Annotated in this window: 20 protein-coding genes and 1 tRNA gene; 10 read left to right on the plus strand and 11 right to left on the minus strand. The window is 72.8% G+C overall.

The genetic code is table 11. The features are described from left to right. Positions 1-75 precede the first annotated feature (75 nt). From H3H34_RS10030 to H3H34_RS10040, 3 genes are read right to left on the minus strand one after another with little or no spacing between them, the layout of a single operon-like run. A complete protein-coding gene (locus H3H34_RS10030; protein WP_235945664.1) occupies positions 76-1,605 on the minus strand; it encodes an MFS transporter in 1,530 nt (509 codons plus the stop codon). A 42-nt stretch (positions 1,606-1,647) separates the two neighbouring features. Beyond that, positions 1,648-2,103 carry a DUF6644 family protein gene (locus tag H3H34_RS10035; protein ID WP_207790874.1) on the minus strand — a complete coding sequence of 152 codons (456 nt, stop codon included), beginning with the start codon at positions 2,101-2,103 and terminating at the stop codon, positions 1,648-1,650. Positions 2,104-2,110: 7 nt separating this feature from the next. Further along, a complete protein-coding gene (locus H3H34_RS10040; protein ID WP_194745135.1) occupies positions 2,111-2,476 on the minus strand; it encodes a DUF6152 family protein in 366 nt (121 codons plus the stop codon). Positions 2,477-2,521: 45 nt separating this feature from the next. Here H3H34_RS10040 and H3H34_RS10045 point away from each other — a divergent pair, with 45 nt between their 5' ends. The 8 genes from H3H34_RS10045 to surE all read left to right on the plus strand — a co-directional run bounded on the left by H3H34_RS10045 (position 2,522) and on the right by surE (position 9,074). Further along, positions 2,522-3,265 (plus strand): YebC/PmpR family DNA-binding transcriptional regulator, encoded by a 744-nt coding sequence (locus H3H34_RS10045; protein ID WP_194745136.1) that lies wholly within the window; start codon positions 2,522-2,524, stop codon positions 3,263-3,265. Continuing rightward, a complete protein-coding gene (ruvC, locus tag H3H34_RS10050) occupies positions 3,262-3,762 on the plus strand; it encodes a crossover junction endodeoxyribonuclease RuvC (RefSeq protein WP_194745137.1) in 501 nt (166 codons plus the stop codon). The genes H3H34_RS10045 and ruvC overlap by 4 nt, the downstream gene beginning before the upstream one ends. Continuing rightward, entirely contained in the window at positions 3,759-4,364 is a 606-nt protein-coding gene (gene ruvA / locus H3H34_RS10055) for a Holliday junction branch migration protein RuvA (RefSeq protein WP_194745138.1), read from the plus strand. Before ruvC ends, ruvA begins: the two co-directional genes overlap by 4 nt. Then, positions 4,361-5,389 carry a Holliday junction branch migration DNA helicase RuvB gene (ruvB, locus tag H3H34_RS10060; RefSeq protein WP_194745139.1) on the plus strand — a complete coding sequence of 343 codons (1,029 nt, stop codon included), beginning with the start codon at positions 4,361-4,363 and terminating at the stop codon, positions 5,387-5,389. The genes ruvA and ruvB overlap by 4 nt, the downstream gene beginning before the upstream one ends. 27 nt (positions 5,390-5,416) lie before the next feature. Next, positions 5,417-6,262, plus strand: a complete 846-nt coding sequence (locus H3H34_RS10065; RefSeq protein ID WP_194745140.1) for an enoyl-CoA hydratase-related protein — start codon at positions 5,417-5,419, stop codon at positions 6,260-6,262. Positions 6,263-6,417: 155 nt separating this feature from the next. Beyond that, on the plus strand, positions 6,418-7,005 hold the full coding sequence (locus tag H3H34_RS10070; RefSeq protein ID WP_194745141.1) for a hypothetical protein: 588 nt from the start codon (positions 6,418-6,420) through the stop codon (positions 7,003-7,005). Positions 7,006-7,047: 42 nt separating this feature from the next. After that, the gene (serS, locus tag H3H34_RS10075; protein ID WP_194745142.1) at positions 7,048-8,316 is read left to right on the plus strand and encodes a serine--tRNA ligase; all 1,269 of its coding nucleotides are present in this window, start codon (positions 7,048-7,050) and stop codon (positions 8,314-8,316) included. Beyond that, positions 8,316-9,074 carry a 5'/3'-nucleotidase SurE gene (surE, locus tag H3H34_RS10080; RefSeq protein WP_194745143.1) on the plus strand — a complete coding sequence of 253 codons (759 nt, stop codon included), beginning with the start codon at positions 8,316-8,318 and terminating at the stop codon, positions 9,072-9,074. The genes serS and surE overlap by 1 nt, the downstream gene beginning before the upstream one ends. A gap of 11 nt (positions 9,075-9,085) precedes the next feature. Here surE and H3H34_RS13685 read toward each other — a convergent pair whose 3' ends face one another. Continuing rightward, entirely contained in the window at positions 9,086-9,799 is a 714-nt protein-coding gene (locus tag H3H34_RS13685) for a PEPxxWA-CTERM sorting domain-containing protein (RefSeq protein ID WP_194745144.1), read from the minus strand. A gap of 209 nt (positions 9,800-10,008) precedes the next feature. Here H3H34_RS13685 and H3H34_RS10090 point away from each other — a divergent pair, with 209 nt between their 5' ends. Beyond that, a complete protein-coding gene (locus H3H34_RS10090) occupies positions 10,009-10,932 on the plus strand; it encodes a peptidoglycan DD-metalloendopeptidase family protein (RefSeq protein WP_194745145.1) in 924 nt (307 codons plus the stop codon). On the opposite strand, the gene ccmA is transcribed toward H3H34_RS10090, so the two are convergent. Further along, positions 10,865-11,506 (minus strand): heme ABC exporter ATP-binding protein CcmA, encoded by a 642-nt coding sequence (gene ccmA, locus H3H34_RS10095; protein ID WP_194745146.1) that lies wholly within the window; start codon positions 11,504-11,506, stop codon positions 10,865-10,867. The genes H3H34_RS10090 and ccmA overlap by 68 nt on opposite strands. 260 nt (positions 11,507-11,766) lie before the next feature. Here ccmA and H3H34_RS10100 point away from each other — a divergent pair. Continuing rightward, a tRNA-Pro gene (locus H3H34_RS10100) sits at positions 11,767-11,843 on the plus strand. Positions 11,844-11,967: 124 nt separating this feature from the next. On the opposite strand, the gene H3H34_RS10105 is transcribed toward H3H34_RS10100, so the two are convergent. From H3H34_RS10105 to folE, 6 genes are read right to left on the minus strand one after another with little or no spacing between them, the layout of a single operon-like run. Continuing rightward, a complete protein-coding gene (locus H3H34_RS10105) occupies positions 11,968-12,486 on the minus strand; it encodes a gamma carbonic anhydrase family protein (protein ID WP_194745147.1) in 519 nt (172 codons plus the stop codon). After that, the gene (argC, locus tag H3H34_RS10110; protein WP_194745148.1) at positions 12,486-13,526 is read right to left on the minus strand and encodes an N-acetyl-gamma-glutamyl-phosphate reductase; all 1,041 of its coding nucleotides are present in this window, start codon (positions 13,524-13,526) and stop codon (positions 12,486-12,488) included. Before argC ends, H3H34_RS10105 begins: the two co-directional genes overlap by 1 nt. 10 nt (positions 13,527-13,536) lie before the next feature. Beyond that, the gene (locus tag H3H34_RS10115) at positions 13,537-15,777 is read right to left on the minus strand and encodes a spermidine synthase (protein ID WP_328831822.1); all 2,241 of its coding nucleotides are present in this window, start codon (positions 15,775-15,777) and stop codon (positions 13,537-13,539) included. 44 nt (positions 15,778-15,821) lie between these two features. Beyond that, positions 15,822-16,343 (minus strand): methylated-DNA--[protein]-cysteine S-methyltransferase, encoded by a 522-nt coding sequence (locus H3H34_RS10120; protein ID WP_194745150.1) that lies wholly within the window; start codon positions 16,341-16,343, stop codon positions 15,822-15,824. Continuing rightward, on the minus strand, positions 16,337-17,668 hold the full coding sequence (gene rimO, locus H3H34_RS10125) for a 30S ribosomal protein S12 methylthiotransferase RimO (RefSeq protein ID WP_194745151.1): 1,332 nt from the start codon (positions 17,666-17,668) through the stop codon (positions 16,337-16,339). The genes H3H34_RS10120 and rimO overlap by 7 nt, the downstream gene beginning before the upstream one ends. A gap of 5 nt (positions 17,669-17,673) precedes the next feature. Beyond that, complete coding sequence (gene folE / locus H3H34_RS10130; protein WP_194745152.1) at positions 17,674-18,297, minus strand: GTP cyclohydrolase I FolE; 624 nt, start codon at positions 18,295-18,297, stop codon at positions 17,674-17,676. Positions 18,298-18,417 lie beyond the last annotated feature (120 nt).

The following is an 18,417-nucleotide window of genomic DNA, read 5'->3' on the forward strand; positions in this document are numbered from 1 at the left end:
ACCGGCGTGCATCCTCGGACGCTCGAAAACAGGTTCCGGGCGGGCTGTCCGGCTAGCGGGAAGCGGGGGCAGAAGTCAAGGTGCAGCGCGCCGGGCGGCAAGTGCCGCGAGGTTCGCCTCGTGGTCGGCACGCTCGAGCCGATAGAGGGAGAGGACCGCGATCATCGCGAGCCAGAGCGCGAGCACGGTCGGCGCGTAGAGCGCGCCGAGGCGCAGCGAGACCGCCTCGGGCACCTGCGAGGGGTCGAGCCCCTCGCGCAAGCCCGCAGCGGCGAGCAGCAGGGAGGCAACGGTGACCCCGATGCCGGTCACCGCCTTGCGGCTGAAGCTGACGGCCGCGAAGAAGGTGCCCTCCGAGCGGCGGCCGGTCCGGAGCTCCGCCTGCTCGACGAGGTCGGCGATCATGGCCGCGGAGAGGATCTGGAAGGCGATGATGAGACCGACGTCGAGCACGGTCGCGGTGGCAACGATCCAGAAGACCCACGGCGCCTCGGCTGCCGAGGGAAGGATGCCGGCCACCCGCAGCAGGATGGGAAGCGGCGCACCAAGAAAGGCGACGAGGCCGACGGCGATTGCGCCCCGGCGCTTGCCGAGACGGCGGCTCACGGCGGGCGCGACGAGACCGCCGAGGAGGGCGGAGAGGAAGATGCCGAGCGTGAGAAGCGCGATCTGCTGGCTCGAGAAGCGCCAGAAGAAGATGTTGAGGTAGAAGGCAAGGCTGGCGGCAAGCCCGGAGGCGACGGCCCCGAAGAGCGTGGCGACGAAGAGGGCCATGAAGGAGCGCGTGCCAAGCGTCTCGCTGAGGTCGCGCAAGAACCGGCCGGGCGAGACCGGCCGGCGCGGCGGCGGCGGCATGAGGTGGGGAATGCGCGCGTGGGTGCCGAGCGCGCAGGTCATGACGGAGAGAAAGATGACGGCAGCGGCCACGAGGCCGAAGACGCGGTAGGCCTCGGGGTTGAAGCGGCCGTCGGCAATCGCGGCCGTGGCGAAGGCCGGGAAGATGGCGCCGAAGGTGAGGACCGTCATGGCGTTCCCGCCGGTCCAGCCGAAGTAGAAGCGCAGCGACAGGAGCGACGCCCGCTGGTCATAGTCCTGCGTGAGCTCGGGGGTAAGCGCCGAGCTCGGCACCTCGAAGAAGGTCATGAAGGTGCGGATGGTGACGGCCAGGAGCAGCAGGTACCAGAAGAGGGCCGTCTGGCTCCAGCCAAGCGGCGGGCTCCAGAGGAAGAAGAAGGCGAGCGGCAGCGGGATGGCGGCGGCATACATGAAGGGGTGGCGGCGGCCGAGGCGGGAGCGGGTGTTGTCGGACCAGGTGCCGACCAGCGGATCGGAGACGGCATCGAGCAGCAGGGCAACGGTGATGGCAAGGCCGACGAGGCGTGCATCAAGGCCGACGACCTGGCTGTAGAAGAGCAGCAGGAAGTAGCTGAAGCCGTTTTCCTTGACCCCGTTGGCAACCGCACCGAGGCCGAAGGCGAGGCGGGTGCCGAGCCGGACCGGCGGCAGGGTCGCGGCCGGCGCAGCAGAGGGAGCGACCGCGCTGGCCGCGCTGGCGTCAGGCTGCAGCGGCTGGTGCAGCGCCCGTCCTCCTTCTCCCGCAGCCAAGCCTAGGGTCGGCGCGCGGCGGGAGCAAGACGGACGCAGCCCTCACACATAGGCGATGAAGCGGCCGAGCGTCGCCGTGGCGAGCCAGAGCAGGAGCGACGCGAGCGCCAGAGCGCGGAGGAGGGGCGTGGGCGGGCCGCCCCGCCACCGGGCACGGAACGCAAGCGCGTTCAGGAGGGCTGCCGCGATGAGCGCGAGCTTCCAGCGGAAGGCGGGGTTGCCGACGAGCGCGCGGGCGTCGGCAGCGAAGAGCAGCGCGCCGGTCAGCGCCAGGAGGGCAAGGCCGGCAAGCCCGAGCGGGGTCAGCGCGCGGGCCAGTGCGGAAAGCGGCAGCGCGGGAAAGGCGCCCAGCAGGCGAAGGTCGAGAAGGCCGATGCTGCCCAGAAGCAGCACGAGCCCGAGCAGGTGGAGGCTGTTGGCGACCGGGTAGGCGAGGGTGGAGGAACGCATCCAGGCCCCGAGCGCCGAGGCCTCGGCCGCGGCGGCGAGCGCCTCCACCGGCCTGTCAGCGCAGCTCGACGGTCTTGCCGCCGACCACGATGCGCTCGATCCGCATCTCCTTCGTGCCGTCGCTGCGCGGATAGCCGATAAGGGTCACGCTCTGGCCGCGGTCGATCATGTCCTTCGAGAGGCCCCGGTTCTCCATCCGCGCGGTAGGCGCGAGGATCACGTCCCAGCGCGCGCCCCGAAAGACGATCTTCGCGGTCGCGTGCGGGTTGGCCCAGTCGAGGTCGGTGAGCGCGGCCGTCACCTCGAGCAGCTGGCCCGCATCATAGGACGACCAGCCGTGGTGAGCGGCAGCCGGCGAGAGCGGCAGGGAAACCGCGAGGAGAAGGGCGACAAGCACGGGGCGGGCGGGCGTTCGGCGCATTGGGCTTCCCTTTTCAGGCGGCCATTGCGGCGGTAGAGCGCGGCCATGGCAGGCCATTCCAAGTTCAAGAACATCATGTACCGGAAGGGCGCGCAGGATGCCAAGCGCTCCCGCCTCTTCTCGAAGCTCGCCCGCGAGATCACGACTGCCGCCAAGGGCGGCAACCCCGACCCGGCGTTCAACCCGCGCCTGCGGGCCGTGATCGCGACCGCCAAGGCCAACTCGATGCCCAAGGAGAACATCGAACGCGCGCTCCGGAAGGCCGAGGGCAACGAGGCCGAGACCTACGAGGAGATCCGCTACGAGGGCTTCGGCCCCGGCGGCGTCGCCCTCATCGTCGAGGCGCTGACCGACAACCGCAACCGCACGGCCACCGACGTGCGCACCGCGTTTGCCAAGAACGGCGGCAACGTCGGCGCCTCCGGCTCGGTGGCGCACCAGTTCGACCGGCTCGGCCTCATCACCTATCCGGCCTCTGCCGGAAGCCCGGAGGCGGTGTTCGAGGCCGCGCTCGAGGCGGGTGCGGAGGACGTGGAGAGCGGGGAGGATGTCCACGAGATCTGGACTGCGCCCGACGCGCTCCACGAGGTGGCAAAGGCCCTCGAGGCCCGGCTCGGCGAACCCCAGGGCGCGAAGCTCGCCTGGCGGCCGCGGACGCTCGTCGAGGTCTCGGCAGACGACGCGCGGCTCCTCATGAAGCTGATCGACGCGCTCGAGGACTCCGACGACGTCCAGGCGGTCTACGGCAACCACGACATGACCGACGAGGTGGCGGACGCGCTGGCATGAGCGGGGCGCGCCCCTTCCGGCTGCTCGGGCTCGACCCCGGGCTCGCGCGGACCGGCTGGGGCATGGTGCTGGTGGAGGGCGCGCGGCTCGCGCACCTCGCCCACGGCGTGGTCACGACCCGGCCGGCCGACCCGCTGCCCGTGCGGCTGGCGGCGCTCCACGCAGGGCTTGCCACAGTGCTCGCGGCCCATGCGCCCGATGCCGTGGCGGTCGAAGAGGTGTTCCAGAACCGCAACCCGCAGTCGACGCTCAAGCTTGGCGAGGCGCGCGGCGTGGCGCTTCTTGCAGCCGGCCTCGCGGGTCTTCCCGTGCACGAGCTGGCGGCGCGGTTCGTGAAGAAGGCGCTGACCGGGACGGGGGCAGCCGAGAAGGCGCAGGTGGCCTACATGGTCGGGCGGCTGCTGCCGGCGGCCGGCCCCGTTGCCGCCGATGCGGCCGATGCCCTTGCCGTTGCCATCGCCGCAGCGGGCACGCTCAGGCGCGGGCTTGCGGCATGATCGCGCTGCTCCACGGCACGGTCGCGGCGCTGGGGGCCGACCATGCCGTCATCGACGTCGGCGGGGTGGGCTATCTCGTTCAGGCCTCGGTGCGCACGCTCGGCCGGCTTGCACCCGACGCGGCCGTCCGGCTCCATGTCGAGACCCAGGTTCGGGAGGATGCGATCACCCTCTTCGGCTTCCTCGAGCCCGCCGAGCGCGACTGGTTCCGGCTGCTCACGGGCGTCCAGGGCGTGGGCGGGCGCGTGGCGCTTGCCATCCTCTCGACGCTCGCCCCGGCAGAGCTCGCCCGCGCGATCGCGCTCGAGGACCGGGCTTCGCTCGCCCGGGCCCCCGGCGTCGGGGCGAAGCTCGCCGCCCGTCTCGTGACCGAGCTGCGGGGCGCCGTGCCCGCAGCGCTGGCTGCGGTCGGCGAGAGCGGAGCGGCGCCTGCCCTCCCCTCGCCTGCAGCCGCCGCGCGCGACGCGCTCTCGGCGCTCGCCAGCCTCGGCTTCCGCGGGCCCGAGGCAGCCGCTGCCGTGGCGGCGGCCGAGGCGGCGCTCGGCGAAGGCGCGGAAACGGCGGCCCTCGTGCGCGAGGCCCTGCGGCGGGCCGCGCGATGAGCACGCTCACCTCCCCCGCGGCCCAGCCGGCCGACCAGGACGCGGCGCTCCGGCCGCGCACGCTCGCCGAGTTCGTGGGCCAGGCCGCCGCGCGCGACAATCTGCGGGTGTTCATCGATGCCGCGCGGGCGCGGGGCGAGGCGCTCGACCACCTGCTCCTTGCCGGCCCACCGGGGCTGGGCAAGACGACCCTTGCCCAGATCGTCGCGCGCGAGCTCGGGGTGGGCTTCCGGGCGACCTCGGGCCCGGTCATCGCCCGCGCCGGCGATCTTGCCGCACTCCTGACCAACCTCGAGCCGCGCGACGTCCTCTTCATCGACGAGATCCACCGGCTGCCAGCCAGCGTCGAGGAGATCCTCTACCCCGCCATGGAGGACCGGGCGCTCGACATCATGATCGGCGAGGGCCCCTCGGCGCGCTCGATCCGAATCGACCTTCCGCCCTTCACGCTCATCGGGGCCACCACGCGCGCCGGGCTCGTCTCCCAGCCGCTCCGGGACCGGTTCGGCATCCCGGTCCGGCTCGTCTTCTACACCGAGGACGAGCTGTTCCTCGTGGTGCGGCGGGCGGCGGCGCTCCTCGGCCTCGCGCTGGCCGACGATGGCGCGCGCGAGATCGCCCGCCGCGCCCGCGGCACGCCCCGCATCGCCGGCAGGCTGCTGCGCCGGGTCAGGGACTTCGCTGCCGGCCGCTCGGAGCCGGTGGATGCCGCCTTCGCCGATGCCGCGCTCACGCGCCTCGAGGTGGACGCGCTCGGCCTCGACGCGCAGGACCGGCGCTACCTCTGGATGATCGCCGATCTTTACCGCGGCGGGCCGGTCGGCATCGAGACGCTGGCAGCGGGGCTTTCGGAAGCGCGCGACACGCTCGAGGACGTGGTCGAGCCCTTCCTCCTGCAGACCGGGCTCATTGCGCGTACCGCGCGCGGGCGGGTGCTGAACCCGCCGGGCTGGGCGCATCTCGGGCTGAAGCCGCCGGCCGATTCTGCGGCCGCGCAGCCGGGCCTGCCGCTCGACGAGGAGTGACGGGGAAGGTCTGGGGGGAGGACTGCGATGGAGACGCTGGAGGTCCGGACCGAGGGGCCGGTGATGGTGGTGACGCTCGACCGGCCGGCCGTACTCAACGCCTACAACGCCACCATGGGGGCGGAGCTGGCTGAGGCCTTCCGCGCCGCCGATGCCGAAGATGCCATCCGCGCCGTCGTGCTCACCGGCCGCGGCCGCGTCTTCTGCGCCGGCGCCGACGTCTCCGCGGGGCCTCGCGCCTTCGACACGGCGGCGGGCGCAGGTGCCGGCAACTTCGGCGGGGCTGGACGGGACAGCGACTTCATCGGTGCGATGATGGCCTGCCGGAAGCCATCGATCGTCGCCTTCAACGGGTCGGCGGCAGGCGTCGGGCTCACCCTCACCCTCCCCTGCGACATCCGCATCAGCGTCGCGCAGGCGAAGTTCGGCTGCGTCTTCACCCGCCGCGGCCTCGTGCCCGAGGCCGGCTCGGCCTGGTTCCTGCCCCGGCTCGTCGGCCTGCCGACGGCGCTCCGCTGGTGCCTGACGGGTGCCATGGTGCCAGCCGAGGAGGCGCTTGCCGCCGGGCTCGTCTCCGAGCTGGTCGCGCCCGACGCGCTCCTGCCCCGCGCCCTGGCCATCGCTCACGAGATCGCCGAGAATACCGCGCCTGTCGCCGTGGCCCTGACGCGGCAGCTCCTCTGGCGCCACGCCGGAGACCCGGACCCGTCGGGCGCCCTTGCCGTCGATTCCCGGCTCAACATCGCGCTCGGCAGGAGCGCGGACGTGCGCGAGGGCGTCGCGGCCTTCCTCGAGAAGCGCAGGCCCCGCTTCCCCGGCCGGGTCTCGACCGACATGCCCGAGGCCGTCGGGTGGCCGCCCCGGAGCGGCTGACGGAGCGTTTACCGACCCCGGGGCCTAAGCGGCGGCGCGCCCGCCCGTGACTGAAACATGTGAACAGGCCATTCGGAGCGAAGACCCCGCCAGGTGGCGGCAACGGGGGCGGACGGGTCACGCCCGCCGTTCCCGTCGCGCTGCCGCGCGGAACCATGGACGTGCGCCTGCGGCTCCTCGCCTACGCCAACGGCAGCACGGGCCTCGAGCTCCAGGACTTCGAGGGCACGCCGTTCGCCTGGCCCACCCTGCCCTTCAGCCTCGCATCGCTTGCCGACGCCCTGCCCGAGGAGGAAGCGCCCGAGCGGGTGGTCGCCATCAAGCCGTCGGCCATGCGGAGCGGCATCGCCGATGCGCTGGTTGCAGCGGGCCTCCTCACCGACCTCGGGCTCGATGTCGCCGCCGATCGCGCCTATGCGCGGCTCATGCGCGTCGAGCTGCGCCAGGCCGAGCGGCTGGCGGGGGCGGCGATGCGCGAGGATCCCGAGGTCGAGCCCTACTGCCTCGCCGAGGTGCAGGTGCCCTCGGGGTGGAAGCCGGCCTGCCGCCGGATCCGCCAGGCGCTGCTCAAACGCGGCATGGACGTAAGCGAGGCCGACGCGATGCTGGCCTGGGCGCTCGAGTCGGGCGCGGTGGGAGCGGTGCCGCGGCCGCTCCCGGCGCTCGCCGACCAGATCGCGGCGCTGCTCGCGCCCCGCTTCCGCCGCGCCGCGCCGCCCGACGACCCTGGCGATGGAGCGTAAGCCCCTCGCCTTTTCGCGCCGGCCCAGCCATAGGCCCCGCCGATGCACGACCTGAAGGCCCTGCGCGCCGACCCCGAGAGGTTCGAGGCAGCCCTTGCCCGGCGCGGCCTCCCCCGCGCCTTCGACGCGGTGCTCGAGGCCGACAAGGCGCTCCGCACCATCCAGACCCTGCTCCAGGCCGATCTCGCGCGCCGCAACGACCTCTCGAAGGCGATCGGCGCGGCGATGACCCGCGGCGCGCACGCCGAGGCCGAGGCGCTCCGCGCCGAGGTGGCCGCGCTCAAGGACCGGATCGCGGCGGCCGAGGCAGCGGAGGCCGGTGCCGTTGCCCGGGTGGAGGCGCTGGCAAGCCAGCTGCCGAACCTGCCCGCCGACGACGTGCCGGACGGTCTCGACGAGGCCGGCAACGTCGAGGTGAAGCGCTGGGGCGAGCCGCGCGCAGGTGGCCTCGAGCACGATGCGCTGGCCGCCCGGCTCGGCTGGGACCCGGAGGCCGCTGCCCGCCTTGCCGGCGCCCGCTTCGCCGTGCTCTCGGGTGGGCTTGCGAGGCTCCACCGGGCGCTCGGCCAGTTCATGCTCGACCAGCACGTCGCGGCAGGTTGGCAGGAGCGGGCCGTGCCGCTCCTCGTCCGCGAGGCCGCCATGTTCGGCACGGCCCAGCTGCCGAAGTTCCGCGACGACCAGTTCGAGACGGTGGACGGGCGCTGGCTCATCCCGACCGCCGAGGTGAGCCTGACCAACCTGGTGCGCGAGACCATCCTCGACGAAGCGCAGCTGCCAATGCGCCTCACGGCGCTCACCCCCTGCTTCCGCCGCGAGGCGGGCGCGGCTGGGCGCGACACGCGCGGGCTCATCCGCCAGCACCAGTTCGAGAAGGTGGAGCTCGTCACCATCTGTACGCCCGAGCAGGCCGAGGCCGAGCAGGCACGCATGGTGGAAGCCGCCGAGGGCGTGCTCGAGGCGCTTGGGCTTCCCTACCGGCGGATGCTGCTGTGCGCCGGCGACATGGGCTTTGCCGCGCGCCGCACCTTCGACCTCGAGGTATGGCTGCCGGGCGCGGGCGTCTTCCGCGAGATCTCGTCCATCTCCTGGTGCGGGGACTTCCAGGCGCGGCGGATGGATGCCCGGTTCCGCGCGAAGGGCGAGAAGGGCACCCGCTTCGTTCACACCTTGAATGGCTCGGGCGTGGCGGTCGGCCGCGCGCTGGTTGCCGTGCTCGAGAATTTCCAGGAGCCCGACGGCAGCGTCATCGTGCCGCCGCCGCTCCTCCCCTACATGGGCGGCCTCGAGCGGCTGACCCCGGAGGCCTGATGCGCATTCTTCTCACCAACGACGACGGCATCAACGCGCCCGGCTTCGCCGCGCTCGAGCGCATCGCCCGCCAGCTTTCCGACGACCTCTGGTTCGTCGCACCCGCCGAGGAGCAGTCGGGCGCCGGCCATTCGCTGACCCTCACGCGGCCGCTTCGGGTGCGCGAGCTCGGGCCCCGGCGGTTCGCGGTGGCCGGAACCCCGACCGATGCCGTCATGATGGCGCTCGGCCACCTGATGAACGGCGAGCGGCCCGACCTCATTCTTTCCGGCGTCAACCGCGGGCCGAACCTCGCCGAGGACGTGACCTATTCGGGCACCGTCTCGGCGGCCATGGAAGGGACGCTCGCCGGCGTTCGCTCCATCGCGCTTTCGCAGGCCATGGCCGACTATACCCACGGCGCCGAGAGTTTCGCAGCCGCCGAGGCCTGCGCGGCCGACATCATCCGCAAGGTCACCGCGTCCGACTGGGGCGAGGGCGTGCTCCTCAACATCAACTTCCCCGCGCGGGCGGTGCCGCTGGGGGTGCGGGTCACCCGCCAGGGCTTCCGCGACTATGGCCACATCCGGATCGACGCCCGTATCGACCCGCGCGGCTTCCCCTATTACTGGTTCGGCTACGGCCGGGAGGTGGAAACCCCCGGCCACCGCACCGACCTCGAGGCGGTGCGCGAAGGCTATGTGAGCGTGACTCCGCTCCACCTCGACCTCACCCACCGGGAGACGATGGGCACGCTGATCAAGGCGCTCGAGGCCTAGGCGCCCGCGCGCTAGGCGAGGGCGGGCCGCTGGCGACGACGGGCGGCCACTCCCACCAGCCCGAACCCGGCGATCAGCATGGCCCAGGTGGCCGGCTCGGGGATGACGGCGCCCGAGATGCGGACCGACACATCGTCGAGGATGAGGCCGATATTGTCGTTGCCGGCGCGCCAGTCGTCGAACCACAGCGTAGCCGAGCCTGCCTCGGTGGGCGTGAAAACGACACCATAGCGGAGGAAGGGCGAAGTGCCGGGGAGGCTCACGTTCCAGCCGAAGGCCACGACACCCGGCGAGGGGCCATAGACGGTATCCACCCCGCCGTTGGTCCAGACCGCGCTGGCGAGATTGGTGGGGGCCGCGAAATCGAACCAGACCTGCTGGGCATCGGTGGCACCGTTGCGCTGGTTGCCCGAGAGCCAGAACTCGACCGCGACGGTCTCGCCGGCAGCGAAGACGATCGGGAGGTTGAGCCTGAACTTGCCCGCATTCGAGGTCGAACCGTCGAGATCGACGCAGTAGTTGCCGGTGCGGCAGCGGATTCTGAAATCGCCAGAGCGGACAAGATCGACCGTGCCGTCGGAAACGGTCCAGTTCGCGAAGCCCGCGTAGTTCAGGATCGACGGGCCGGTCGTCTCGCCCTCGAACCCGTCGAAGAAACTGAAGGCGGACGCGGGCACGGCAGCGGCAAGGGCAACGGCGCCAAGGGCAGCGGCAAGACGAACCATCGAGATCCTCTCTGACACTAAATGCCGGCCTCCGAGCAAGAGTCGTGCCACGCGTGAGCGTCGAGGAGTCCTTTCGGGAATCCAGAAGGTTGGCCGTGCCCCCGAGCCAAGCGGACACGCCAGACTGTCAAATCTTTTGACAGGTGCCGGGGCGTTTACCCTGCTGCGCGCCTTGGCCGCGCCGGGCCTTGCGGAGTAGGAGCGGGCCCGTGCGCGCCCTTCTTCTCGTCCTGCTGCTGGCCGCCGGTTGCGCCACGCGCCAGACGCCGCCTCCCCGGCCGGCACCGCAACCGCGGGTCGAGCCGGCAAAGCCCCGGCCGGCGTGGAAGCCGGTGCCGGCGGTTGCCGACGGGAAGCCGGTGCCGGGCGGCCGGGCGCATGTGGTGAAGCCGGGCGAGACCGGGCTTGCGATTGCCCAGGCCTATGGCGTTCCGTGGCGGACGATCGCGGCCGCCAACGGCATCGGCTTCGATTCGGTCATCCGCGTCGGCCAGACCCTGTTCGTGCCGACCGGGCCGCATGCCGCTGCAGCGCCGGGCCCACGCACCAGCCAGCCGCCCCGGCAGGCCCCGCCGCAGGGCCGGCCGCCCAGCCCGCGGCCCGATCCGGAAGCGCTGGCGAAAGCCTTCACGCTCGACATCGACGAGCTGGTCTCGGGCTCCGCCGTGGCTGCGCCCGCCGCGCCATCCGCGCCGGCCGCAGGCACGGCCCCGCTGCCGCCCCCTGCCGCGCGGCCGGCGCCCGTGGCACCGCGGCTTGCCTGGCCTGTCGACGGTCGCGTCATCCTCTCGGGCTTCGGGCCCAAGCCGGGCGGCAAGGTGAACGAGGGGGTGACCATCAAGGCCGTGCGCGGCGCGCCGGTCCGGGCGGCAGCAGCCGGCACCGTGCTCTATGTGGGCGACGCCATCGAGAGCTTCGGCCTTCTCGTGCTGCTCCGCCACGAGGGCGGGGCGGTGACCGCCTATGGCCACCTCGAGGACGCGCTGGTACAGACGGGCGCGCGCGTCGAGCAGGGCGCGATCATCGGCCGGGCCGGCAGTTCGGGCGTGGCCCGCGAGCCCCAGCTCATGTTCCAGCTGAGGCTGGGTCGGAAGGCGGTGGATCCGCTGCCCCATCTTCGAGGCCAAGCCTGAGCTCGGTAGCGGAAAGGCCGAGAGGGCGGTGGGTGGCGGCCACCACCAGACCGGCCCGGCGGAGATGGTGCGCCAGCACCTCCTCGAGCCGTGCCGAAGACGCAGTATCGAGGGTGGCCGTCGGCTCGTCGAGGAGCCAGAGGGCGGCACCGCTCGCGATCACCCGGGCGAGACCAGCACGCGCGCGCTGGCCGGCGGAGAGCATGCCGACCGGGAGGTCGAGCAGGCCCTCGAGCGCCATCGCCTCGGCCGCCGCCCACATCTCCGCCCTGCCCCTGCCGTCGAGCGCTGCCCAGAAGGCGAGTTCGTCGCCGAGCCGCGCGTCGGGCTTGAGCGCCGGCTCGGGGCCCTGGAAGGCCGTGGCAAAGGGATTGACGATGCGCCCGGCAGCGGGTTCGAGGAGGCCGGCAAGCGCGCGGAGAAGTGAGGTCTTGCCGCTCCCGTTGGGGCCGGTGAGGAGGAGCGCCTCGCCCGGCCGGAGCGCGAAGCCGAGGCCCTGGAACAGGAGCCGGCCGCCGCGGACCAGCGCGAGAGCCTCGACCTCGAGGCGTGCGCGTGCGTTCGGCTCCGTCACGCCCTAGGCGCCGCTCACGCGCGCCGGGACCAGCGGCGGCGATCCTGTCGCCTCGCCCTTGCCATCGCCCGCGCGCTCGCCTGACCCGCATCCCACGTCGGAGCGTAGCGCAGCCTGGTCGCGCATCCGCCTCCGGGTCTGGGGGGCGCAGGTTCGGGCCGGAGGCGCGCCAGCGCCGGAGACGACGGCGAAGCCGTCAATCCTGTCACTCCGTCCGGCCTTGCCATCGCCCGCGCGCTCGCCTAACCCGAAACCCACGTCGGAGCGTAGCGCAGCCTGGTAGCGCATCAGACTGGGGGTCTGGGGGTCGCAGGTTCGAATCCTGTCGCTCCGACCATTCCGCAGGCGGCCGGGATGGGCGCAGCACCGTCCCGGGGCCGCCGAAGCCGCAGCCGGCACGGGCCGGCAGCGTGAAGCTGCGGGGCTTCCCCGCGCCACCCGGGAGCTGGCGAGGGCTTGCGTCATGCCTGGCTCTCGCGGTGCAGCCGGGCGAGCTCGACATAGCCCGCCGCCCCCGCCCGGTTGCGGGCCACCTCCTCGTCCGAAAGCAGCCGCACCAGCTTCGCCGGCCGGCCGGCCCAGAGCTCGCGCCCGCCCACCCGCTTGCCCGGCGTCAGGAGCGCACCGGCGGCCACCATGCCATCAGGCTCGACGACACAGCCGTCCATCACGATGGCACCGAGCCCGACGAAGGCACGGTCCATGAGGGTGCAGCCGTGGATCATGCAGCTGTGGCCCACGAGCACGTCCGCGCCGATCACCGTCTCGGCCAGCCGGCGCGTGACATGGACGACGGTGCCGTCCTGGATGTTGGAGCGCGCGCCGACGCGAATGGGCATGACATCGCCGCGCAACACGCAATTGTACCAGACGGATGCGCCCTCGCCCAAGGTCACGTCGCCGACGACTGCCGCCGTCGGGGCGACCCAGGCGGAGGGGGCCAGCTCGGGCAGGCGCCCGGCGAAGGGATAGAGGGGCATCAGGGAAACAGCGGCACGGCCTCGAGGCCCATCGTTTCGGGCAGGCCGAACATCAGGTTCATGTTCTGGATCGCCTGGCCGGCCGAGCCCTTCACCAGGTTGTCGATGGCGGCCACCACCAGCGCCCGACCCGGGATGCGGTCCGCGAAGATGTTGAGAACGCAGAGGTTCGATCCGCGGACCATGCGGGTGGCGGGCGCCAGGCCGGGTGCGAGCAGGTGGACGAAGGGCTCCGTCGCATAGCGCTCGTCGAGCACGGCACGGAGATCGGCAAGCGTGGCGCCAGGCGCGAGGGTGACGGCGATGGTCTCGAGCTCGCCCCGGTTCATCGGCACGAGATGGGGCGTGAACGACACCCGGACCGGCCTGCCGAAGGCCTTGCCGAGCTCCTGCTCGATCTCGGGCATGTGGCGGTGATGGCCGACGCCATAGGCGGCAGCCGCCTCGGCCACCTCGCAGAAAAGGTTCGGCTCGCGCAAGCTGCGGCCCGCGCCCGAGACGCCGGAGAGGGCGAAGATCGAGAGGCCCTCGGGCACGATGACTCCGGCTTTCGCCAGCGGCAGAAGGGCAAGGAGCGCGGCCGTCGGGTAGCAGCCGGGGCAGGCCACGAGCCGGGCGCCGGGCAGATGGTCGCGCGCGAACTCGGTAAGCCCGTAGACCGCCTCGGCGAGAAGCTGGGGCGCCGGGTGGGTCACGCCATACCATTCGGCGTAGGTGGCGGCGTCATCAAGGCGGAAGTCGGCGGAGAGATCGATGATCCGCCGGTCGCCGAGCCCGGCCAGAAGCTCGGCGCTGGCGCCGTGTGGCAGGCAGCCGAACACCACGTCCACGCCCGACCAGTCGATCGCCTCAACCCGCTCGAGAAGCGGCAGGCCGCCCGCCCCCATGAGGTGCGGCCAGATCTCGGCCATCGCCTGGCCCGCCTTCTGGTTGGCCCCGAGCGCCGCGATCTCGACGGCGGGGTGGGCAAGCGCCAGGCGGACGAGGTCCGCACCCGTGTAGCCCGAGGCCCCGAGAACGGCGATCCGGATGCGCTCCATGCGGGCCGGCCTAGAACAGCGCCGGAAGCGGCTTCAAGACCCTGAGGATCGAAGCGTGGCCGTCGGTCCAGGGCGGGATGCCCTCGGGCGTCTTGAGCGGCTCCCACTCGGCGGCAGCGTTCGGGCCGCCACGCGCGGCGGCCATCGCCTCGGCCATCCGCTGCTCGGTGCGGGTGACGAGGACCCAATCCGAGGAGCCGTAGACGAGGCCGTTCGCGAGATCCTCCTTCGCGGGGGTGTAGCGCAGGCGGCGGGCGGCGAGCCCCTCGGCCGCGACGGCGGCCGCCACCACCCGCTCGAGGTCGAGGAAGCGGTTGGAGACGTGGAGGAGGAGGAGGCCGTCAGGCGCAAGCGCCTGCATGTAGACCCTGAGCGCCTCCACCGTGAGCAGGTGGAGCGGCACCGAGTCCGAGGAGAAGGCGTCGACCGCGAGCAGATCGAAGCTGCCGGGCGGCTGGCGGGCGAGCGTGAGCCGGGCGTCGCCGAGGATGATGCGCAGATCGGGCTTGCAGTCGCCCACATAGGTGAAGGCGCCGCTGGTGACGGCAAGACCGACGACGGCCTCGTCGATCTCGAAGGCGGTCCAGCGCTGGCCGGGCTTGGCATAGCAGGCGAGCGTGCCGGCACCCAGGCCCACGAAGCCCACGCGCGCGCCCGGGCCAAACAGGGCAGGCACCGCCCGCATCGCCCGGCCGACGCCGCTGTCGGGCGCGTAGTAGCTCATCGGCAGGCGCGCGCGCGCCGGATCGAGCGACTGGACGCCGTGAAGCGTCGTGCCGTGGAGCAGCCGGCGCACGCGGCTGCTCTGCACGTTCTGGATGGTGTAGATGCCGAAGAAGCTGCGCGTGCGCGCGCCCTCGATGGTGGAGATGTCGAGCTGCTGCCAGCCGCCCACCCCGAGCATGAGCATGGCGAAGGCCCAGCTGAACATGATCGGCCGGCCGATGGCGAGCACGGCAACGAGGACGAGAGCGGCAACGGCTGCCACCTGCCACGGCGCCGGCTCCACCGGGTCGAAGCCGGTGCCGAGCACGAACGAGAGGGCAAGCGTGGCCCCGGGGGTCAGGACCCGGAGCGCGCGGGACGCAAGGCCCCGGCCGGCCCAGAGCCGGGCAAGCCGGGGGGAGATGGGCCGGGCCGGGAGCAGGAGCGCGGCGGCGAGCAGCAGCAGCGGGTGCTCCCACACCCAGTCGAAGAGGAGCGGCGCAAGGAGCGCCGCAAACAGGCCGCCCAGGACCCCGCCGAGCGCGAGCAGCAGGTAGAAGCGGGTCAGCCCCCCCACGTCCGGGCGCGACATGGCAAGCGCCCCGTGCAGCGCGACCGCCACCGCAAACAGGAGGAAGAGGCTCGCAAGCCCGTAGAGGCTCGCCGCCCATTCCAGCGAGACGAGAGCGACGGCCCCGAACAGGAGGAGAAGGACGGGCGTGGCGAGGAGCGCCGCCTCGAACCAGCGCGCGCCGTGGCGGCCGAACACGAGGATGAAGGAGAGGAGGTAGAGCGAGAGCGGCAGCACCCAGAGCAGCGGCATCGCCATGATGTCGGTGGTGATGTGGGTGGTCGTCGAGATCATGAGCCCCGAGGGCACGGCCGCCAGCAGCACCCAGCGGATCTGCCGGCCGACCGGGATCGGCGTTCCCCGGACCCGGGGCGCGGCAGCCGCCGCGGCACCGCCGCGCGTGAGGGCGAGCGCGGCGGCGCCGACGAGCGCGACCAGCACGAGGTAGAGCGCCGACCACAGCCCCTGCTGGAAGGGCAGCGCGGTGAAGGGCTCGAAGAGGAAGGGATAGGCGAGGAGCCCGCCGAGCGAGCCGGCGTTCGAGGCGGCATAGAGGAACCAGGGCTCGCGCGCCTCGGGGTCGCGGCTGCGGGCGAACCAGGCCTGCATGAGCGGCGCCTGCGCGGCGATCGCCACGAAGAGGGGGCCAATGCTCCCCGCGAGGAGGAGGAGCAGCCAGCGCGCTTCCTCGCCCGGTGGCGGCAGGCGTCCCGTCGGCAGGCCGAGCGGCAGGGTGAGGGCCGCGGCCAGCAGGAAGGCGAGGTGGACCCCCGCCTGGGCGCGGAGCGGCAGGCGCTGGAGCGCGTGCGCATAGGCGTAGCCGGCCAGGAGCGCCGCCTGGTAGAAGACCATGGCCGTGTTCCACACCGAGGGCGCGCCGCCGAGGAGCGGAAGGGCGATGCGCGCGACGAGCGGCTGGACAAGGAAGAGGAGGAAGCTGCCGAGCCCGACGATCGCCACGAACAGCGGCCGCACGGGAAGCGCTCCGGCGCGGAGGCTTGAGGCGCCCTCCGCGCGGTTCACACCAGCCGGCCCTGGCGGACGGTCCAGCCCTCGTGGCGGAGCAGCCAGGCCTTGCGGTCGAGGCCGCCGGCATAGCCGACGAGGGCGTCGTCGCTGCCGATCACGCGATGGCAGGGCACGACCAGAAGCAGCGGGTTGCGCGCGCTCGCAGCGCCGACGGCGCGGGCCCGGCCCATGTCGCCGAGCATGGCGGCGATGGCCGCGTAGCTTCGGGTCTCGCCCGGCGGAATCGCGCGCACGGCCGCCCACACCGCCCGCTCGAAGGGCGAGCCGAACCGGCCCGTCATGATCTCGTCGAAGCTGTCGAAGGCGCCGGCGAAGTAGCCGGCGAAGGCATCGGCGAACCGGGCGGGAACCGGCACGTCCCCGGCGATCACCTCGGCCGGGACGAAGCGGGCAAGGGAACGAACGATGGCGTCTGGCGCGTCGTGGAATTCCGCGGCCCAGAGCACTTCCTCTTCGCCGTGGACGAGCACGAGCTGGCCGAGCGGCGTGGCCAGGACCGAGCGGTTCAGCACGGCACGCCGTAGAGGTCGAAGGCGTCGGCATCCTCGATCCGGACGGTGAGGATGTCGCCGGACCTCGCGTGCGGCGCGTCGCGAAGCAGAACGCGGCCGTCGATCTCGGGTGCGTCCCAGCGGCTCCGCGCCGTCGCACCCCCGCCGCCCGCGGCACCGTCGGCGGCATCGACGAGCGCCTCGATCTCGCGTCCCACCTTCGCGGCCAGGCGGCGGGCGGAGACGGCGGCGGCCGCCTCCTGGAAGCGCGCCCGGCGCTCGGCCTTCACCTCCTCCGGCACGGCATCGGGCAACGCGGTTGCATCCGCGCCGGAGACGGGCTCGAAGGCGAAGCAGCCGGCCCGGTCGATCTCCGCCTCCTCGAGCCAGGCGAGGAGGTGCCGGAACTCCTCCTCCGTCTCGCCGGGAAAGCCGACGATGAAGGTGGAGCGGATGGCAAGATCGGGCACGCGCCGGCGCCAGGCGCGGATGCGCTCGAGGACGCGGGCCTCGTCTGCCGGTCGGCGCATGGCCTTGAGGATGCGCGGGTGGGCGTGCTGGAACGGGATATCGAGGTAGGGGAGCACCAGCCCCTCGGCCATGAGGTCGACGAGCTCATCGACGTGCGCGTACGGGTAGACGTAGTGCAGCCGGACCCAGGCGCCGAGTTCCCCGAGCGCGCGGGCAAGGTCGGTGATGTGGGCGCGCAGGCCCGCCGGGCCGAAGCGGGCATGGCCGAGGTCGCGGCCGTAGGCCGAGGTGTCCTGGCTGATGACGAGGAGCTCCCTCGTGCCGGCTGCCACGAGCTTCTCGGCCTCGCGCAGGATGGCATCCGGCCGGCGGCTCGAAAGCCGGCCGCGGAGCTTCGGGATGATGCAGAAGCTGCAGCGGTGGTTGCAGCCCTCGGAAATCTTGAGGTAGCCGTAGTGCCGGGGGGTGAGCTTCAGCCCGGCTTCGGGCACGAGGTCGACGAAGGGCTGGGGCGGCTGCGGGGCTGCCGCGCGGACGGCGCCGACGACCGCCTCATACTGCTGCGGGCCGGTGACGGCGAGCACGTCAGGAAAGCGGGCGCGGATGGTCTCGGCTTCGGCCCCCATGCAGCCGGTGACGACCACGCGCCCATTCTCCGCCAGCGCCTCGCCGATCGCCTCGAGGCTTTCGGCCTTCGCCGAGTCGAGGAAGCCGCAGGTGTTGACGATGACGACGTCGGCTCCGGCATAGTCGGGCGCGATCGCATAGCCGTCGGCGCGCAGCCGCGTCAGGATCCGCTCGCTGTCGACGAGCGCCTTCGGGCAGCCGAGCGAGACCATCCCCACCCGCTTCGGGCGCGCGAGCGCGGTCGCCACGGCGCTCAGCCCAGCCCCATGAGCTTCAGCACTTCCTCGCGCGAGCGCTCGTCGTCGCGGAAGACACCCATCATGCGCGAGGTCGTCATGGTGACGCCGGGGGTCAGCACGCCGCGCGCCGACATGCAGGCGTGGGCGGCCTCCACCACCACGGCCACGCCGCGCGGCTTCAGGCCCTCGTGGATGGCATCCGCAATCTCGGCCGTCAGCCGCTCCTGCACCTGCAGCCGCTTGGCGTAGCCAAGCGCGACGCGCGCGAGCTTGGAGATGCCGACCACCCGGTTGGTCGGCAGATAGGCCACGTGGATCTTGCCGATGATGGGGGCCATGTGGTGCTCGCAGTGCGACTGGAAGGGAATGTCGCGCAGGAGCACGATCTCGTCATAGCCGCCCACTTCCTCGAAGGTGCGGGCGAGGTGCTGGCGCGGATCCTCGGCGTAGCCGCGGAAATATTCGCGGTAGGCGCGGGCCACGCGGCCCGGCGTGTCGAGGAGGCCCTCGCGCGTGGGGTCGTCGCCGGCCCAGCGGATGAGGGTGCGCACCGCCTCCAGCACTTCGGGCGGGATCGCCGCGTCCCGGTCCTCGCCGGTCAACGGCTCGTCGTCGTCCTGCGTCGCGTAGTCGGCCATCCGTCCCGCCTTCGATCTCGCCCCGCTCGCCCCGCTCGCCCCGCTCTGCCTGCCCGGCCCGCCCGGCCCGCCCTGCCCGCCCGGCCCGCCCGGCCCGCCCTGCCCGCTGCTGGCCCGTGG

Source organism: Thermaurantiacus tibetensis (genome assembly GCF_015354055.1).
GTDB lineage: Bacteria > Pseudomonadota > Alphaproteobacteria > Sphingomonadales > Sphingomonadaceae > Thermaurantiacus > Thermaurantiacus tibetensis.